This window comes from Blastomonas natatoria (assembly GCF_003201955.1).
Classification (GTDB): Bacteria; Pseudomonadota; Alphaproteobacteria; order Sphingomonadales; family Sphingomonadaceae; genus Blastomonas; species Blastomonas natatoria.
Genome location: NZ_QJJM01000006.1, coordinates 75,453 through 91,517 on the forward strand (window position 1 = coordinate 75,453; position 16,065 = coordinate 91,517).

General features: G+C 63.3%; 17 protein-coding genes, 2 tRNA genes and 1 other RNA gene. 8 read left to right on the top strand and 12 right to left on the bottom strand.

Annotated features, from left to right (window positions below):
- The first annotated feature begins 39 nt into the window (after positions 1-39).
- Positions 40-252: a hypothetical protein gene (locus C7451_RS08815; RefSeq protein WP_110298600.1), complete on the top strand. Its 213-nt coding sequence runs from the start codon at positions 40-42 to the stop codon at positions 250-252.
- On the opposite strand, the gene thiE is transcribed toward C7451_RS08815, so the two are convergent.
- From thiE to tkt, 5 genes are read right to left on the bottom strand one after another with little or no spacing between them, the layout of a single operon-like run.
- Entirely contained in the window at positions 193-840 is a 648-nt protein-coding gene (gene thiE / locus C7451_RS08820) for a thiamine phosphate synthase (RefSeq protein WP_110298601.1), read from the bottom strand. The two genes, C7451_RS08815 and thiE, sit on opposite strands and share 60 nt — an antisense overlap.
- Before the next feature lie 4 nt (positions 841-844).
- Positions 845-1,744 carry a fructose bisphosphate aldolase gene (locus C7451_RS08825; protein WP_110298602.1) on the bottom strand — a complete coding sequence of 300 codons (900 nt, stop codon included), beginning with the start codon at positions 1,742-1,744 and terminating at the stop codon, positions 845-847.
- A 52-nt stretch (positions 1,745-1,796) separates the two neighbouring features.
- Positions 1,797-2,987, bottom strand: coding sequence for a phosphoglycerate kinase (locus tag C7451_RS08830; RefSeq protein ID WP_110298603.1), 1,191 nt, complete (start codon positions 2,985-2,987; stop codon positions 1,797-1,799).
- 31 nt (positions 2,988-3,018) lie between these two features.
- A complete protein-coding gene (gap, locus tag C7451_RS08835) occupies positions 3,019-4,026 on the bottom strand; it encodes a type I glyceraldehyde-3-phosphate dehydrogenase (protein ID WP_110298604.1) in 1,008 nt (335 codons plus the stop codon).
- Positions 4,027-4,073: 47 nt separating this feature from the next.
- A complete protein-coding gene (gene tkt, locus C7451_RS08840; RefSeq protein WP_110298605.1) occupies positions 4,074-6,047 on the bottom strand; it encodes a transketolase in 1,974 nt (657 codons plus the stop codon).
- A gap of 245 nt (positions 6,048-6,292) precedes the next feature.
- Between tkt and C7451_RS19940 the strand changes: the two genes are divergently transcribed.
- From C7451_RS19940 to C7451_RS08865, 5 genes are all read left to right on the top strand, one after another.
- On the top strand, positions 6,293-6,451 hold the full coding sequence (locus C7451_RS19940) for a hypothetical protein (protein WP_167398488.1): 159 nt from the start codon (positions 6,293-6,295) through the stop codon (positions 6,449-6,451).
- A gap of 5 nt (positions 6,452-6,456) precedes the next feature.
- Positions 6,457-6,834 carry a cell division protein ZapA gene (locus C7451_RS08850; RefSeq protein ID WP_110298607.1) on the top strand — a complete coding sequence of 126 codons (378 nt, stop codon included), beginning with the start codon at positions 6,457-6,459 and terminating at the stop codon, positions 6,832-6,834.
- 8 nt (positions 6,835-6,842) lie between these two features.
- Positions 6,843-6,999: non-coding RNA, 6S RNA (gene ssrS / locus C7451_RS08855), on the top strand.
- A 49-nt stretch (positions 7,000-7,048) separates the two neighbouring features.
- A complete protein-coding gene (locus C7451_RS08860) occupies positions 7,049-7,642 on the top strand; it encodes a 5-formyltetrahydrofolate cyclo-ligase (protein WP_244181753.1) in 594 nt (197 codons plus the stop codon).
- Positions 7,639-7,848, top strand: coding sequence for a DUF2842 domain-containing protein (locus C7451_RS08865; RefSeq protein WP_110298609.1), 210 nt, complete (start codon positions 7,639-7,641; stop codon positions 7,846-7,848). The genes C7451_RS08860 and C7451_RS08865 overlap by 4 nt, the downstream gene beginning before the upstream one ends.
- Before the next feature lie 73 nt (positions 7,849-7,921).
- On the opposite strand, the gene C7451_RS08870 is transcribed toward C7451_RS08865, so the two are convergent.
- Positions 7,922-7,998: transfer RNA gene (locus C7451_RS08870), tRNA-Asp, on the bottom strand.
- 54 nt (positions 7,999-8,052) lie between these two features.
- A complete protein-coding gene (locus tag C7451_RS08875) occupies positions 8,053-9,222 on the bottom strand; it encodes an AI-2E family transporter (protein WP_110298780.1) in 1,170 nt (389 codons plus the stop codon).
- Positions 9,223-9,415: 193 nt separating this feature from the next.
- Between C7451_RS08875 and C7451_RS08880 the strand changes: the two genes are divergently transcribed.
- Positions 9,416-9,883 carry a DUF11 domain-containing protein gene (locus tag C7451_RS08880; protein WP_110298610.1) on the top strand — a complete coding sequence of 156 codons (468 nt, stop codon included), beginning with the start codon at positions 9,416-9,418 and terminating at the stop codon, positions 9,881-9,883.
- Between the two features lie 125 nt (positions 9,884-10,008).
- Here the strand turns inward: C7451_RS08880 and C7451_RS08885 are convergent, their stop codons facing one another.
- The 4 genes from C7451_RS08885 to thyA form a co-directional block, all read right to left on the bottom strand.
- On the bottom strand, positions 10,009-11,271 hold the full coding sequence (locus C7451_RS08885; RefSeq protein WP_110298611.1) for a dihydrolipoamide acetyltransferase family protein: 1,263 nt from the start codon (positions 11,269-11,271) through the stop codon (positions 10,009-10,011).
- A 5-nt stretch (positions 11,272-11,276) separates the two neighbouring features.
- Positions 11,277-12,281 carry an alpha-ketoacid dehydrogenase subunit beta gene (locus C7451_RS08890; RefSeq protein ID WP_110298781.1) on the bottom strand — a complete coding sequence of 335 codons (1,005 nt, stop codon included), beginning with the start codon at positions 12,279-12,281 and terminating at the stop codon, positions 11,277-11,279.
- Between the two features lie 26 nt (positions 12,282-12,307).
- Positions 12,308-13,582: a 3-methyl-2-oxobutanoate dehydrogenase (2-methylpropanoyl-transferring) subunit alpha gene (locus C7451_RS08895; protein ID WP_110298612.1), complete on the bottom strand. Its 1,275-nt coding sequence runs from the start codon at positions 13,580-13,582 to the stop codon at positions 12,308-12,310.
- Between the two features lie 118 nt (positions 13,583-13,700).
- Positions 13,701-14,666 carry a thymidylate synthase gene (thyA, locus tag C7451_RS08900; RefSeq protein WP_110298613.1) on the bottom strand — a complete coding sequence of 322 codons (966 nt, stop codon included), beginning with the start codon at positions 14,664-14,666 and terminating at the stop codon, positions 13,701-13,703.
- Between the two features lie 145 nt (positions 14,667-14,811).
- Here thyA and C7451_RS08905 point away from each other — a divergent pair.
- A tRNA-Pro gene (locus C7451_RS08905) sits at positions 14,812-14,888 on the top strand.
- Positions 14,889-14,962: 74 nt separating this feature from the next.
- Here the strand turns inward: C7451_RS08905 and C7451_RS19945 are convergent.
- On the bottom strand, positions 14,963-15,772 hold the full coding sequence (locus C7451_RS19945; RefSeq protein ID WP_167398489.1) for a tyrosine-type recombinase/integrase: 810 nt from the start codon (positions 15,770-15,772) through the stop codon (positions 14,963-14,965).
- Between the last annotated feature and the right edge of the window lie 293 nt (positions 15,773-16,065).

The following is a 16,065-nucleotide window of genomic DNA, read 5'->3' on the forward strand; positions in this document are numbered from 1 at the left end:
AAATCGGCTATAACGCCAACGGGATTGGATCATACTGTCATGCCATTGTTCAGCATCAAGACACCCGCTGCAGGAATTTTCGGCCGCACCCTCAACGAGGTCGCGTCCGCACATTCCGGGCGTGGTGACGGCATGCCCGATGTCGACGAGTTCGAAGCAGACTTCGTGAGCTATCTCAACCGGCTCGAAAGCTCACCCCGCGTCTGCGCTTCGGTGTTCGGCCATGATCGCAAGGAATTCTCGCACAGCTGATTGCGGCCCATCCGGATGGTTCCAGACCCCGCCGGATACAGCCAGAAAGTCCGCACCAGCCTCCACCAGCGAGGCGGCATTGGCGGTGGTGATTCCGCCAATTGCAACACAGGGCAGTTCCATCATGGATGACCACCAGTTCAGAATCTCGGGCTCGGCCTGATATTTTGCCTGCTTTGTTTCGCTGGGAAAGAACGCACCGAAGGCCACATAATCAGCCCCCGCCTCGCCGGCTTCGAGAGCCAGATGGCGGCTATTGTGGCAGGTGACGCCAATCTGCGCATCGCGGCCCAGCACGTCGCGTGCCTCGCGCGGGTCGCCATCGCCCTGCCCCAGATGAACGCCATCCGCGCCGAGCCGCTTGGCAAGCGATATGCTGTCATTTACGATGAACGCGCAATCATGCTCCGCGCAGATCGCCTGGAGCGGGGCGGCGAGCCGGGCCGCTGCGTGCTGGTCGATATCCTTGACCCGGAACTGGAACGCCGCGACCGGCCCGGCCTCGATCGCCGCGCGCAGCCGGTCCGGAAAATCCCCGCTGACGTCGAGCGGAGAGATCAGATAGAGCTGGCAGCCGGGGTCGGTCATGAGATCAGGCGACCGATGCAGCGTGGATCTCGTCGATCGCCCCACCGAGCGAGGCGTCGAATTCCTCGTCGCTCATCTGGTGCTTGAGATCGTTGAGCAGCGCGCGCGAGAAGCTGGCGATGACGCCGGGGTTCCTGGCCAGTTCGACACAGGCTTCGGCGCGGCTGAAACCGCCCGACAGCGCAACGACGCGGACGACCGCCGGATGGGCGACCAGATCGGCGAACAGGCCGGCGTGCTCGGGCAGCGAGAGCTTGAGCATCACGCGGCGGCCTTCAGGCAGCGCGTCGAGCGCCTTTTTGAGTTCTGCATTAAGGATTGCGTCGCATTCCCCACGCGTATCGCTCTTGATGTTCACCTCGGGCTCGATGATCGGGATCAGGCCATGGTCGAGGATTTCGCCAGCAACCTCGAACTGCTGCTTCACAATCGCCGCGATGCCACTTTCCGACGCCGAATTGATCACCGAGCGCATCTTGGTGCCGAAAATGCCGAGCGCCTTTGCCCGATCGAGCAGATCGCCAAGGCCCGGCATGGGCTTCATCAGCTGTACGCCATAAGCCTCGTCCTCCAGACCCTTGTCGACCTTGAGGAATGGCACGACACCGCGTTCCCAGAGCAGCGCCGGAACCGGCTTGCCGCCGGCTTCACCGTCCATGGTGCGCTCGAACAGGATCGCGCCGATCACCTTGTCGCCATTGAAGCAGGGCGAGGTCACGATACGGCTGCGCATGCCGTGGATCAGTGCGAACATTTCCTCGTCATTGTTCCATGCGCCGTCCTCGATGCCATAGCCCTTGAGCGCCTTGGGCGTCGAACCGCCGCTCTGGTCGAGCGCGGCGATGAAACCCTGACCCGATTCGATCTTGGCCAGCATCTCGTTGAAAACGGCGGTGTCGGTCATTGTCACTCTTCCCTGATTTTAGGCTTATTGGTTGATTGTTGACGATCGGCGCTCAGCTTTCGAGCGACTTGACGCCCGGCAGTTCCTTGCCTTCCATCCATTCGAGAAAGGCGCCGCCAGCGGTTGAAACAAAAGAAAAATCATCCGCTGCGCCGGCATGGTTGAGCGCCGCCACGGTATCGCCGCCGCCTGCCACCGAGACAAGAGTGCCTTCGCGGGTCAGCGCGGCTGCGGTGCGCGCCAAAGCCACCGTGGCCGTGTCAAAGGGCGGATATTCGAACGCGCCGAGCGGGCCGTTCCACACGAGGGTGCGGCAGGTCTTGAGCACATCGGACAGCGCCTCGACCGCCGCCGCGCCGACATCGAGGATCATCTCGTCGGCTTCGACCTCATGCACATTGGCAGTGCGGCAAGGCACGTTGGCACCGAACTCCCTCGCCACCACCACGTCATAAGGCAGATGCACGGTGCAGCCTGCTGCGTCAGCAGCGTCGAAAATGGCATTGGCGGTATCGGCCAGATCATGCTCGCACAGCGACTTGCCGACATCGACACCGCGCGCGGCAAGGAAGGTATTGGCCATGCCGCCGCCGATGATCAGATGATCGACCTTGCCGACGAGATTGGTCAGCACGTCGAGCTTGGTCGATACCTTCGAGCCACCGACCACGGCAGCGACCGGATGCTCGGGCTTGCCGAGCGCGGCTTCGAGCGCTTTCAATTCCGCTTCCATCTGCCGACCGGCAAAGGCGGGCAGCAGATGTGCGAGGCCTTCGGTGGTCACATGCGCACGGTGCGCAGCGGAAAATGCGTCGTTGACATAGAAATCGCCGAGCGCCGCCATCTGCCTGGCCAGGACGGGATCATTCTTCTCCTCGCCGGGGAAAAAGCGACTGTTCTCGAGCACCGTAATGCTGCCCGGATCGAGCACGTCGATCGCGTGGCGATCGGGCGATTCGAGAAAGCCGACCGGGCGGCCCATCACATCGGCCAGCGCGTGCGCGATCGGGCGCAGCGTATATTCGGGATCGACCTTGCCCTTGGGGCGGCCGAAATGCGCGAGCACCAATACCTTGGCGCCATGGTCGGCGAGTTCGGCGAGGGTCGGCATAGCGGCACGCAGCCGGGTATCGTCGGACACCCGGCCTTCGTGCATCGGCACATTCAAGTCTTCGCGAACCAGGACGGGCTTGCCCGCCAGTCCGTGGCGGTCGGCAATCAGGTCATCGAGGGTCTTGAACATGCGCTGGTCTTCCTCCGTTGTGTCGTTCCGATCAGAGCAGGTCGGCGATCACGCCTGCGGTATCCACCATGCGGTTGGAGAAGCCCCATTCATTGTCGTACCAGCTGATCACGCGGACCAGCTTGCCGTCGATCACTGCGGTTTCCAGGCTGTCGATGGTCGAGCTCGCCGGATCGTGATTGAAGTCGATCGAGACCAAGGGCTCGTCGGTATAGGCGAGCACGCCCTTGAGCGGACCTTCGGCGGCGGCCTTGAGCGCGCCGTTGATTTCCTCGACCGTGGTGTCGCGGCCCGGGGTGAAGGTCAGATCGACAAGGCTCACATTCGGGGTCGGCACGCGGATGGCAGAGCCATCGAGCTTGCCCTTGAGCTCGGGCAGCACCAGCCCGACGGCGCGTGCTGCACCGGTGGTGGTCGGGATCATCGACATCGCAGCAGCGCGCGCGCGGCGCATGTCGCCATGGATCTGGTCGAGGATCTTCTGGTCGTTGGTATAGCTGTGCACCGTGGTCATCAGGCCGCGCTCGATGCCGACGAGGTCGTTGAGCACCTTGGCCATCGGCGCAAGGCAGTTGGTGGTGCAGCTGGCGTTCGAGACGACCAGATCGTCGGCGGTCAGCACGTCATGGTTGACGCCAAACACGATGGTCTTGTCCGCACCGGTTGCCGGGGCCGAAATCAGCACGCGCTTGGCGCCTGCGGTCAGATGCGCGCTCGCCTTGGCCTTGTCAGCGAAGAAGCCGGTGCATTCCAGCGCAATGTCAACGCCCATCTCGCCATGCGGCAGCTTGGCGGGGTCGCGCTCGGCGGTCACCTTGATCGCCTTGCCGTTGACGATCATGCTGTCGCCCTCGGCGCTCACCGTGCCGGGGAACGCGCCGTGCACGCTGTCGCGCTTGAACAGCAGGGCATTGGCCTTGGCATCGCCCAGGTCGTTGATCGCGACCAGCTCGAGGTCATGGTCGGTGCGCTCGAGGATCGCGCGCGCGACCAGACGGCCGATGCGGCCAAAACCGTTGATTGCAACCTTGACTGCCATGGGAATTCTCCTGCTTTCAATTCGTTGTATTTGGGGTCAGCCCCAGCTCAACCCTGGCCAAGCGCTGCGCGCACGGCTGGCGTGATCTTGTCAGGCGTGAGGCCGAAATGGTCGAACAGCGCCTCAGCCGGGGCCGACGCACCGAAGCTGTCGATCCCGAATGTCAGGCCATCACGGCCAACATAGCGTTCCCATCCAAAGGTCACGCCTGCCTCCATCGACACCTTGAGGATATCGGCGGGGAGCAGATCGGCGCGGTAGCTTTCCGGCTGCGCATCGAACAGCGACCAGCACGGCATCGAGACGACATCCGCGCCGATGCCTGCGGCCTCGAGCTGGTCGGCGACGGCGAGCGCCAGCGATACTTCCGAACCCGTGCCGATCAGCACCACCTGGCGCTTGTTGCCTGCCGTCTTGATCCGATAGGCGCCGCGCGCGCACTGGTTGCCCTCGGCCTCGACGCGGCGGAACTGCGGCAGATTCTGCCGGGTCAGCGCCAGGACAGTGGGCGTGGAGGATGCCTGCAGCGCAAGCTCCCAGCATTCTGCGGTTTCCACTGCATCGCCCGGGCGGAAGGTGAGCAGGTTGGGCATCATCCTGAGGCTCATGACATGTTCGACCGGCTGATGGGTCGGGCCGTCTTCGCCGAGGCCGATGCTGTCGTGCGTCATCACATAGATCACGCGCTGACGCTGCACTGCCGAGAGGCGGATCGCCGCACGGCAATAGTCGGAGAACACGAGGAACGTGCCGCCATAGGGAATGACGCCTCCGTGCAGCGCCATGCCGTTCATTGCGGCGGCCATGCCGAATTCGCGGATTCCGTAATTGACATAGCGCCCACCATAATTGGTGGCGTTCATGACTCCGAGGCCGGCAGTCTTGGTATTGTTCGAACCGGTAAGGTCGGCCGAGCCGCCCACGGTTTCGGGCAGCCGGGGATTGATCGCCTCGAGCGCCAGTTCCGACGCCTTGCGGGTGGCCACCTTCTGCGGCTCGGCCAGCAGCGCGGCGACATGCTGCGAAAGGCTGAAACCGGCGGGCAGTTCGCCCGCCATGCGGCGGTTGAGTTCGGTGGCCTTGTCCGATGCCGCCAGACGCTGCGACCAGGCGGCGTGCTCTCCAGCACCCCGACGACCGAATTCTGCCCAGACGGCACGAATATCGTCAGGGATGACGAACGGGGCATGCGACCAGCCAAGGGCTGCGCGCGCCGCATCGACCTCGGCCGCGCCCAGCGGCGACCCGTGCGTCGCCGATGTGCCCTGCTTGTTCGGCGCACCCTTGCCGATTACCGTGGCGCAGGCGATCAGCGAGGGGCGCGGGTCTGCAATGGCGGCATCCATGGCGGCGCGGATCGAAACGGGATCATGACCATCGCAGTCCACGACATGCCAGCCGGAAGCCAGATGGCGCGCGCGAATGTCCTCGCTGGTCGACAGATCGGTCGCACCGTCGATGGTAATGCGGTTGTCATCCCACAGCACGTTGAGCTGGCCGAGCTTCAGATGGCCGGCAAGCCCGACCGCCTCGTGGTTGATGCCTTCCATCAGGCAACCATCACCCGCGATCACCCAGGTGCGGTGGTTGACAAGATCGTCGCCGAACTCGGCATTGAGATGGCGTTCGGCCATCGCCATGCCAACCGCCATCGCCAGTCCCTGGCCGAGCGGACCGGTCGTGCATTCCACGCCCGCAAGTTCGAAATTTTCCGGATGCCCCGCACAGGGGCTGTGCATCTGCCGGAAATTGCGAATGTCATCCATTGTCGGCGCCGCATAGCCGGTCAGATGCAGCAGCGAATAGATGAGCATCGATCCGTGACCGGCAGACAGTACGAAGCGGTCGCGATCGGCCCAGCCTGGCGCGCTGGCATCGAACTTAAGATATTCGCCGAACAGAACCGTTGCGACATCGGCCATGCCCATCGGCATTCCCGGATGGCCGCTATTGGCCGCTTGAACCGCATCCATCGACAGTGCGCGAATGGCATTGGCGAGATCTTGAAATTGAACGCTCATCGCCCTTTGAAACTCCCTGCTGATCCTCGATCAGAGCCTATGTGCCTGCACGTAATAGGATTTCGCGTTAGCGTGTGCGCAGGCCGAGTCGGCTTTGGCGTCACCCTTTGGTGTCCATGGTGCACCGCGTCAAGTTCCGCAAAAGCCACAGTTTGCCGAAACGTTGCTTTTGCCGCGATTGCTGGTAAATTCATTCCATGGCAAATGAACGACTTATCCTTGCTATCGGACAAATGGAAAGAGCTTTGGCGCGGCTTGAATCGGCCCATGTGCGCCTCGCAAAAGAGCTTTCTGCGGGAATGGGCGTGCCCGATGCGGATCTTGCCCGCCGTCATGACCAGTTGAAGGCCGCCGCGTCCGACGCGCTGGCCCAGATCGACTCCCTTCTCGCCAAGGCAGGATAAACGCCATGCCCGATATGCGCCTCACCATTGCCGGACGGATTTACAGCGTGACCTGCCAGCCGGGCGAGGAACAGCATCTGGCGCGGCTCGGTACCATGCTGGACGCCGCGGCCCGCAAGGCGGGCGCCACCGGCGGGCTGACCGAAACGCGCACGCTATTGTTTGCCGGCCTGCTGCTGGCCGACGAGCTGGCCGAGACGCAGGATCGGGCCGCCGAGGCGCTGGCTGCACAAGCGGCCCAGGCCGAGAGCGCTCGGCCGCAACAAGGCGACCTGCTTGCGCACGACAACGACACCGAACTGGCTGCGCGCGCTATCGAGAAACTGGCACAACGGATCGAGAATCTGGCGGCGGGGCTTGAGAACCACACAGCACGGACCTAGATTGCGTAGCGGGACTGCCTGGTACGAGCTGCAGAGAACATCCCTGAGGCGATACATCTTCCAAGGGAGCTGTCCCTGTCCTGGCTCCGGCCAGAGGCACACGGCGCCCACCTGACGTTACTGGCGTCAGAGGATATTCCAGCAAACGGCCAAGGCGGTTCCAACCCGTGCCCGACAAGGGGCACCCCTCCCCACCAGACATGCAGGTGCGCTTTTGACCGATCTACTCAGCCAGAAGCGCGAGATGCGGCGAGCGATGCGCGCCGCGCGCCTGCAGCACTGGCAGGCGCTTCCGCAAACGCACCGCGCCCTGATCTTCGGCCGTCCGCCGCGCGCCATCCTGCCCTTGATCGAGAGCGCGGAGATTGTCGGACTATATCACGCCGTGCCGGGCGAAGTGCCGACCCAGCGCTACGCGATGCACATGCTTGATCTCGGCAAGATGATCGCCCTGCCCGCGACCAGAGAACATGCAGGTCCGATGACCTTCCGGCTCTGGACCGGTTCTGATGAAACGCTCGAACGGGGCCCATGGGGGTTGCAGCCCCATGCTGCCATGCCAGAGGTGGTGCCAGATGCCCTGTTCATGCCGCTGGTGGCGTTCGATTCGGCTCTGAATCGGCTGGGTCAGGGCGGCGGGCATTACGACGGCTGGTGCTCCGCGCATCCGGCTGTACGCCGAATCGGGCTCGCCTGGACGGTTCAGCAGGCCGATACCGTCCCTGCTGATTCGCACGACATGCCACTGGATGCAGTCATAACCGAGCAGCAGGTGCTGCTGCCGATCAACGAAAGAATGGCGCCATGAAACCGACAATGCGCAAGCCGGTGGGAATTTTCGCGATTCTCGCCATCATCACGATATGGGCTGTCATCGTGGCGAGCTTTTCCAGTGTGATCGGAAACTGGCACATCGCGGTGCAATCGGTGATCTACTGCATCGCCGGGATCATCTGGATCGCACCGATGCGACCGCTGATGATCTGGATGGAAACAGGTCGTTGGCGGGCCTGATTACTTTATCGATTTTTCTGAATGATTTCCAACGCATGCAGGTGACCATTGAGGTGATTTATCACCAGACCAATGGCGCGAGTGACGGGGCTCGAACCCGCGACCTCCGGCGTGACAGGCCGGCGCTCTAACCAACTGAGCTACACCCGCATCGCGTTGGAGCGCTGCCACTAGAAGCGACCTCGCCGCCTGTCAACAGCTCTTTCAATTTTTCCCGCGAACAGGGGAAAGTGGCTCTGTCGGCGGAGCTTCGCCATCCCGCGGGTTGCGGGTCAGGGTACCCGATTCGAACAGGAAACCTGCGATATCCGGCTTGCCAGCGGCTGCAACGACCGTCTGGATGATGATCAGCAGCGGAACGGCCAGCAACGCGCCTGTCGTGCCCCAGACCCATGCCCAATAGCTCAGCGAAACAAGAATCAGCAGCGGGTTCATCGTCAGCCTGCGGCCCAGAACCGCCGGCGTGATCAGATTCGCCTCGACCAGATGGAACACGATCTGCACGCTGGCAGGAATGAGCGCCGTCCACAGATCGCCGAAGCTCATCAACCCGCCCAAAGCGAGCAGAACGGCTGCCAGAACGGGCCCCAGATAGGGAATGAAATTGAGCAGCGCGACGATGCCACCCCACATGGCAGGCGATTCCATGCCCAGCAACCAGACCACGACGCCGACAGAAACGCCGAGCAGCAGATTGATGACGGTGATCGTGGTCAGATAGGCCGAGGTCGCCGAGACGACATTCTGGATGACGCGTGCGGTCGCCATGGCCCCGGTGAAACTCCCCCGGCTGCTGATCGCGTTTTCGCGCAGCCGCGTCCAACCCGCCAGAAAGAAGAAGATCAGCAGGATGACAAAGGCCATCTGCAGCGCGACGCCAGGCGCGGCGCTTGCAAACAGGTCAAGCAGCGATTCGGGTGATGCCGTCGCCGCAGCCTGTGCCTTGACCATCGAGCCCGAAACAAGACGCGTGGTATCATCGACGAATTTCTGCAGATCCGAATAGAGATCGATCAGCGGCGCCAGGTTCTCCATGATCTTGGGGATCCGGTCGGGCAGCAGCAGAAACCAGTCGGTCGCTGGCACGACGATTACAGCGAGTGCGCCATTGGCGATGGTCAGGAAAAGGACCAGGCAGAGAAAGGCCGCTGCCATGGACGGCAATCCGCGGCGCTCCATCCATTCGAGCGCAGGGACCAGCGCGATCGACAGGACGATGGCGACGGCGAGCGGCAGGAAGAATTCGGCTCCGGCCCGCATCGCAAAGGGAAAGGCAAGAAACAGCGCAACCCCGGCAATCAAAGCCAGCGCTGCCAGCAATCGGTCACGCCTGAGTTCATCGGCAACGGCGCGCTCGTCGGAAGGTAATGACATGGAATGCATGGTCCTTGGCCCGCACATCGGGCCCATCAAGCCTATATCTGCACCCGATGGCCCCCACAATCCAGCGGCATCGCGCCGAGCGCGCGATCAATTCCTTTGCCTGCGTTAACCATATGTTGGCCAATGGCATTTACCCGGTCAGCCAAGCCGGACTTCTGCCGGTGGGGGCAAATCGGGGATTTGAATGCTTCTGCGCACCGCACTCGCGCTGACCGCCATGCTGATGCCTGGCGCGGCCCTGGCATCGAGCGATGTCATGACCAGGGCTTCCATTTTCGTGGAACGAATCGCGCCGCAGGCTGGCGGCGCGCGGCGTATCCGCCTCGAACCGGCGCGCCAGGTAAGCCCGGGCGAGCGGCTGATCTATGTCGTCGAATATCGCAACACCGGCAATCGCCCCGTCCAGGGCTTCACCGTGACCAATCCCCTGCCCCGGACTGTCCGCCTCGACGAGACCGTCGATGGCAGCGAGCTCGTGTCAATTGACGGGGGTCGGACATGGGGCGCCCTGCCGGAACTGCGCGTGCCGCTAGGCAATGGCGGATGGCGTCCAGCCAACCCGGAGGACGTGACGCACCTGCGTTGGCGCGTCGGAGACACGCTGATGCAGGGCGAGAGCCGCCGGGTGACGTTCCGGGCGATCGTGCGATAAAGCCAGCAAAGCGGCTCGCTAGTCATTCCCGCGAACGCGGGAATCCCGCTGCTGCGCCAGGATCGAGAAGAAGCGTCACCCCCGCCTTCGCGGGGGTGACGATACCCATTCGTTTTGACTGACACTCAATCCGCGAAGATATAGATCGGCGTCTCGATCCGGCGCTTGAGTGCCTGGACGAAGCTTGCTGCATCGTACCCGTCGACGACGCGATGATCGCACGAGATCGACAGATTCATCATCTTGGCGATGCCGATAGCGCCGTTCACCACCACCGGACGCTCGACGATCTTGTTGGGCCCGATGATGGCAACCTCGGGCCGGTTGATCACCGGAGTGGTCGCAATGCCGCCAAGCGGTCCAAGCGACGTCAGCGTCAGCGTCGAACCCGAAAGTTCCTCGCTCTTCGCCTTGCCGCTGCGCGCGGCGTCAGCGAGACGCGCAATCTCGCTCGCCATGTCCCAGACGCTCAAGGATTCGGCTCCGCGCAGCACCGGCACCATCAGCCCGGCATCGGTCTGGGTGGCGATGCCAAGGTGCACTGCGCCGAAACGAGTGACGACATTGGCCTCGTCGTCATAGCGTGCATTGAGCATCGGATAGTCGCGCAGCGTCTTGCAGATTGCTGCGATCAGGATCGGCAGCGCGGTCAGCTTTGGCCTGTTCCCGCGCGATTCATTCATCTCGGCGCGCATCTCCTCCATCTTCGTCACGTCGATTTCCTCGACATAGGTGAAGTGCGGGATGTGGCGCTTGGATTCAGCCATGTTCTGCGCAATGCGCTTGCGCATGCCGATGACCCGGATTTCCTCGTCCGCCGGGCGGCCCGGCCCAGCGCGGGTCCCACCATAGTTCAGATACGCGTCTAGGTCGGCGTGACGAATGCGATTGCCTTCAGCCGGGCGCACCTTGGCAAGGTCGATGCCCAGATCACGCGCGCGCTGGCGGACGACCGGCGATGCCAGCACCTTGGCAGACGCATCAGCCTCTACGGCCGTCGGAGCGGACGCAGCCTTGGGCGCTGCCGGAGCTTGAACAGGCGCGGGCGCGAGGACAGGAACTTCGACCGGAGGTGCCTTGGGCGTCTCCGCCTCGATCACCTCGGGCTCCGGCTCAGGCGCGGATCCGATCGCAGGCGCATCCTCACCCTCGGTCTCGATCTCGACCAGCATCGATCCGATCGCGATGACATCGCCCTCGGCCCCGGCGACCTTGCGGATCACGCCCGAGACAGGCGATTCCATCTCGACCGTCGCCTTGTCGGTCATCATGTCGGCAATGCGGCCGTCTTCCTCGATCCGGTCGCCGACCTTGACGTGCCACGCCACGATTTCCGCCTCGGCAATGCCTTCGCCGATATCGGGCAGGTTGAAGGTATAGGTGGCCATCAGCGTCAGTCCTTCATGATCTTGGCAATGGCGCGACCGATGCGGATCGGGCCGGGGAAATACGCCCATTCCAGGCTGTGCGGATAGGGCGTGTCGAAACCGGTCACGCGCTCGACCGGGGCCTCGAGATGATAGAAGCAGCGCTCCTGCACCAATGCCGAAAGCTCGGCGCCAAAGCCGCTGGTGCGCGTCGCCTCGTGGACGATGAGGCAGCGCCCGGTCTTCTTCACCGAGGCCTCGATGGTCTCGATGTCGAGCGGCAGCAGCGTGCGCAGATCGATCACTTCGGCATCGACATTGTTGGCCTCGACCACGGCCAGCGCGACATGAACCATCGTGCCATAGGCCAGGATGGTCAGCCCCTCGCCTTCACGCACGATATTCGCCTTGCCCAGCGGGATGCGATAATGGCCGGCAGGAACTGCCGACGCTGCATGCTTCGACCAGGGTTCTACCGGGCGGTCGTAATAGCCGCTGAACGGGCCGTTATAGATGCGCTTGGGCTCGAAGAATATGACCGGGTCATTGTCCTCGATCGCCGAGATCAGCAACCCCTTGGCGTCATAGGGCGTCGAGGGGATCACCGTCTTCAGGCCCGCAACGTGGGTGAACAGGCTTTCGGGGCTCTGGCTGTGCGTCTGGCCGCCGAAGATGCCGCCGCCAAAGGGCGAACGCACCGTGATCGGCGCAATATACTCACCCGCCGAGCGATAGCGCAGCCGCGCCGCTTCGGAGATCAGCTGGTCGATGCCGGGGTAGATATAGTCGGCAAACTGGATCTCCGGCACCGGGCGCAGGCCATAGGCCCCCATGCCGACCGCAACGCCGACAATGCCGCACTCGCTGATCGGCGTGTCGAACACGCGCGTCTTGCCGTATTTCTTCTGCAGGCCGGCGGTGCAGCGGAAGACACCGCCGAAATAGCCGACATCCTCGCCCATGATGACGACATTGTCATCGCGCTCCATCATCACGTCGAGCGCGCTGTTGATCGCCTCGATCATGTTCATGGTGCGGGTGTCGCTCGCGGCTTCGATCACTTCGGCCATTTTGCGGCCCTTTCTTCCAGCGCCTGCGCCATCTGTTCCTGCAGATGCCAGGGCAGTTCCTCGAACACGTCTTCGAACATCGTCTCGAACGGCTGGTGCATGCCGTGTCCCAGAACGCCGTTCTTCTCGGCCTCCTTGGTAGCCTGCTTGACCATCTCTGCCAGTTCCAGGTCCATCGCGGCGTGGCGTTCCTCGTCCCAGATACCAAGGCCGATGCAATGCTGCTTCAACCGGTGGATCGGATCACCCAGCGGCCATTCGGCGCTTTCCTGTGCGCTGCGATAGGCGGATGGGTCATCGGACGTGCTGTGCCCTTCGGCGCGATAGGTGAAATGCTCGATCAGCGTCGCCCCCTTGTTGGCGCGCGCGCGCTCGGCGGCCCAGCGCGTCGCGGCATAGACCGCGAGCGCATCATTGCCGTCGACGCGAAGGCCCGCGATGCCATAGCCCAAAGCGCGCGCGGCAAAGGTCGTGCGCTCGGCCCCGGCAAAGCCCGAGAAGCTCGAGATCGCCCATTGGTTGTTGACGACATTGAGGATGACCGGCGCGTTATACACCGAGGCAAAGGTCATCGCGCTGTGGAAGTCACCTTCCGCCGTCGAGCCTTCGCCGCACCAGCAGCTGGCAATGCGCGTATCGCCCTTGATCGCGCTGGCCATCGCCCAGCCCACCGCCTGCGGATATTGCGTCGTCAGATTGCCGCTGATCGTGAAGAAGCTCAGTTCCGGCACCGAATACATGATCGGCAGCTGACGGCCCTTCAGCTTGTCGCCCGCGTTCGAATAGATCTGGTTGACCATCTCGACCAGCGGATAGCCGCGCCACATCAGGATGCCCTGCTGGCGATAGCTGGGGAAGACCATGTCATCGCCCTGCATCGCCGCGGCGGCGGAAACCGAGGTCGCCTCTTCCCCGGTGCATTTCATGTAGAAGCTGGTCTTGCCCTGACGCTGCGCGCGATAGAGACGCTCGTCGAACGCGCGGGTGAGCGCCATGGTGCGCAGGATCTTCAGCAGCGTTTCGGCGGGCAGGCGCGGGTCCCAGGGACCGACCGCCTGGTGTTCCTCGTCAAGCACGCGGACAAGGCCGAACGCGGCATCGCGCATGTCGTGGGGAGAGATTGCCTCGTCGGGGCGCGCCATGCTCCCGGCTGCGGGGATCACGACATCGCTGAAATCGACCGGATCGCCGGGGCGCGAGCGGGGCTCTGGAACGTGCAGCGCAAGCGGCAGCAGGTTCGTGCGGGCTGGACCATCGGCCATCAAATATCCTCTCGGGCTGGTGGGCGACGCGTCGGGGCGGCTCTTGCTGGCCTTTCGACTAATTGCCCTACCCGGACATATTATTTCAAGATTCGCGATAGGTCAATAGTGCTGCCCTTCACACTGCGACGGGTGCCGCGATATGCGCCTGGGGCGCATAATTGCGGACCTCGAAATCCTCGATCCGGTAGTCGAAAATACTGTCGGGCCGCCGGGTGATCGCCAGCTTCGGCGCGCCGGAGGGCGAGCGGGCGAGCTGGGTTTCCACCAGGTGCTGATGGTTGAGATACAGATGCACGTCGCCGCCGTTCCAGATCAGTTCGCCCGGCTCAAGATCGCATTGCTGCGCCAGCATCCGAGTGATCAGCGCGGCGGAGAAGATGTTGAACGGGACGCCCAGCGCCAGATCGCACGAGCGCTGATAGAGCAATCCCGTGAGCTTTCCGTCGGCCACAAAGAACTGATAGGTCTTGTGGCACGGCGGCAGCGCCATCCGGTCCAGCTCGGCGACATTCCAGCCCTCGAAGATATGGCGGCGCGATCCGGGATTGTGCTTGAGGCTCTCGACCAGCTCGGCAATCTGGTTGATGCCCTGCGCGCGCTGGCGAAACAGCCCCTCGCCCACTGGCTCGTACACGGGCCAGTTCACCCATTGCTTGCCATAGACCGGGCCGAGATCGCCCCAGCGTTCGGCGAACTCCGCATCGGCGATGATTCGCGCCTCGAACGCGTCGCGGTCGATTACCTCACCGGTTGCCTTGCGATAGGCATCGAGCGGCCAGTCGGTCCAGATATGCACCCCCTGCTCGACCAGCGGGCGGATATTCGTCTCGCCGGTCAGGAACCACAGCATCTCGCGCGCGGCCGCCTTCCAGTAGACGCGCTTGGTGGTGAGCAGCGGAATGGCATCGCCCGAAAGGTCGAAGCGCATGGTCGCGCCGAAGACCGAGCGCGTGCCGACACCGGTGCGATCGGACCGCTCGTGCCCGCGCGTCCAGACCCGGCGCATCAGGTCCAGATACTGCCATTCGAAATGATCTTCTGCGGCAATATCTGCCGGGCGACTCTGCACTGCTGTTTCCATGCGCGCATGCCTAGCACGCGCGTCCGATCGCCGCCAACGCGGGGCCGACAAGAAAAGCGCAAAAGGCCGCTTGCAGTCTGCGAAACCCGTGGCTATAGGCACGCCCCTGCCTCCCAGGCGCCGCAAGGCACCATGAAGTCTGGGTCGGGGAGTAGCTCAGCCTGGTAGAGCACTGTCTTCGGGAGGCAGGGGCCGGAGGTTCGAATCCTCTCTCCCCGACCATTTAACCGCTGAAATTCCGGCGTTTTTCGCACCCCGGCAGACAGGGGCCGACGCCACATTTTGAACCTCGAACCTCAAGAAGCCCTCCTCTGAACCCTGTTTGCGACCGTCCGCAGATAGTCGGGACTGTACCTGGCGTAATGCCGAGAGGTCGTTGCCGCGTCGTCGTGACCCATGAACTGGGCGAGCTCGTCCATGCTGACGCCCGCCTCTGCCGCCCAGACCGCGCCGGTATGGCGAAGGCTATAGGGCGTGGCATGGATTCCCGATCGTTCCGACGCCGCTTGGAACGCCTTCTTGATGTTCGCGACCTGCTTGCCACCGCGCTCCACCACATAGGCGCATTGCCGCGCTCGGTATGCGTCCTCGAGCGCAGCGCGCAGCTCGTCGTTCATCGGCACCACTGGCCGGCGCTTGGCGGTCTGCTTGCGCCCAGGCGGGTTGAGATCGATCAGGCCGCGGTCAAAATCGACGCGATCCCATGTCAGATCCAGAATTGCGGACGGCCGGGCCATGGTGAAAAGGCCGAGCAGCACATAGAGGCGGGCATGGGGAGCCTTCACCTCAGCATAGAACTGCTCGAACTGCTTGTGCGTCAGGTGCCGGGTCTGGCGCTCGGGCGCGGACGGCAACCACATTTCGGGCCGCGCGCTGGTGTGACCGGCCTTGCGGGCCCAGCCAACCGCCGTGCTGACCATCAGGAGCTCATAGCGCACGGTGGAGGCGCTGGCCTTGCGCTGGTCGGCATAGGACCGGCACATCGCTTCATCGATCAACTCAGGGTCGGTGTTCTCCCAAAACGTCCGCATCGCGCGCCAGCCATCCTTGCGGCGCTGCGTCGACGGCTTCTGGTCTGCCTCGAGCGTGGCGATGTAGGCGGTCACGATCCTGCCCAGGGTCCACGGTGAATTGTCGCTTCCCGCCCAGATGCGACGCGCCTCGGATTCCGCGCCCGCCCGATCGGCGGCGTAGAGGGTGCGCCTTCCCCGGTTGCCGGGGGCTCCGATGGGTCGGGACCGGTCTTTGGCCCAGACGAGGGCGAACCCTCCCCTGAACCTTTGGACGGTGTATTCTGGCTGGGATTGCATTCGATTCTCTCCACTTCGGCGACGGGGATGCGGATTAACGTCCCGATCGTGAAGCATTGCAAGGTTCCGTCCTTGATCATCTTGCGGAT

Bases quoted from the DNA above. Each gene is read 5' to 3' on its own strand.
- C7451_RS08815 (WP_110298600.1), top strand. From the start codon at position 40: ATGCCATTGTTCAGCATCAAGACACCCGCTGCAGGAATTTTCGGCCGC.
- thiE (WP_110298601.1), bottom strand. From the start codon at position 840: ATGACCGACCCCGGCTGCCAGCTCTATCTGATCTCTCCGCTCGACGTC.
- C7451_RS08825 (WP_110298602.1), bottom strand. From the start codon at position 1,744: ATGACCGACACCGCCGTTTTCAACGAGATGCTGGCCAAGATCGAATCG.
- C7451_RS08830 (WP_110298603.1), bottom strand. From the start codon at position 2,987: ATGTTCAAGACCCTCGATGACCTGATTGCCGACCGCCACGGACTGGCG.
- gap (WP_110298604.1), bottom strand. From the start codon at position 4,026: ATGGCAGTCAAGGTTGCAATCAACGGTTTTGGCCGCATCGGCCGTCTG.
- tkt (WP_110298605.1), bottom strand. From the start codon at position 6,047: ATGAGCGTTCAATTTCAAGATCTCGCCAATGCCATTCGCGCACTGTCG.
- C7451_RS08850 (WP_110298607.1), top strand. From the start codon at position 6,457: ATGCCCGATATGCGCCTCACCATTGCCGGACGGATTTACAGCGTGACC.
- C7451_RS08865 (WP_110298609.1), top strand. From the start codon at position 7,639: ATGAAACCGACAATGCGCAAGCCGGTGGGAATTTTCGCGATTCTCGCC.
- C7451_RS08875 (WP_110298780.1), bottom strand. From the start codon at position 9,222: ATGTCATTACCTTCCGACGAGCGCGCCGTTGCCGATGAACTCAGGCGT.
- C7451_RS08880 (WP_110298610.1), top strand. From the start codon at position 9,416: ATGCTTCTGCGCACCGCACTCGCGCTGACCGCCATGCTGATGCCTGGC.
- C7451_RS08885 (WP_110298611.1), bottom strand. From the start codon at position 11,271: ATGGCCACCTATACCTTCAACCTGCCCGATATCGGCGAAGGCATTGCC.
- C7451_RS08890 (WP_110298781.1), bottom strand. From the start codon at position 12,281: ATGAACATGATCGAGGCGATCAACAGCGCGCTCGACGTGATGATGGAG.
- C7451_RS08895 (WP_110298612.1), bottom strand. From the start codon at position 13,582: ATGGCCGATGGTCCAGCCCGCACGAACCTGCTGCCGCTTGCGCTGCAC.
- thyA (WP_110298613.1), bottom strand. From the start codon at position 14,666: ATGGAAACAGCAGTGCAGAGTCGCCCGGCAGATATTGCCGCAGAAGAT.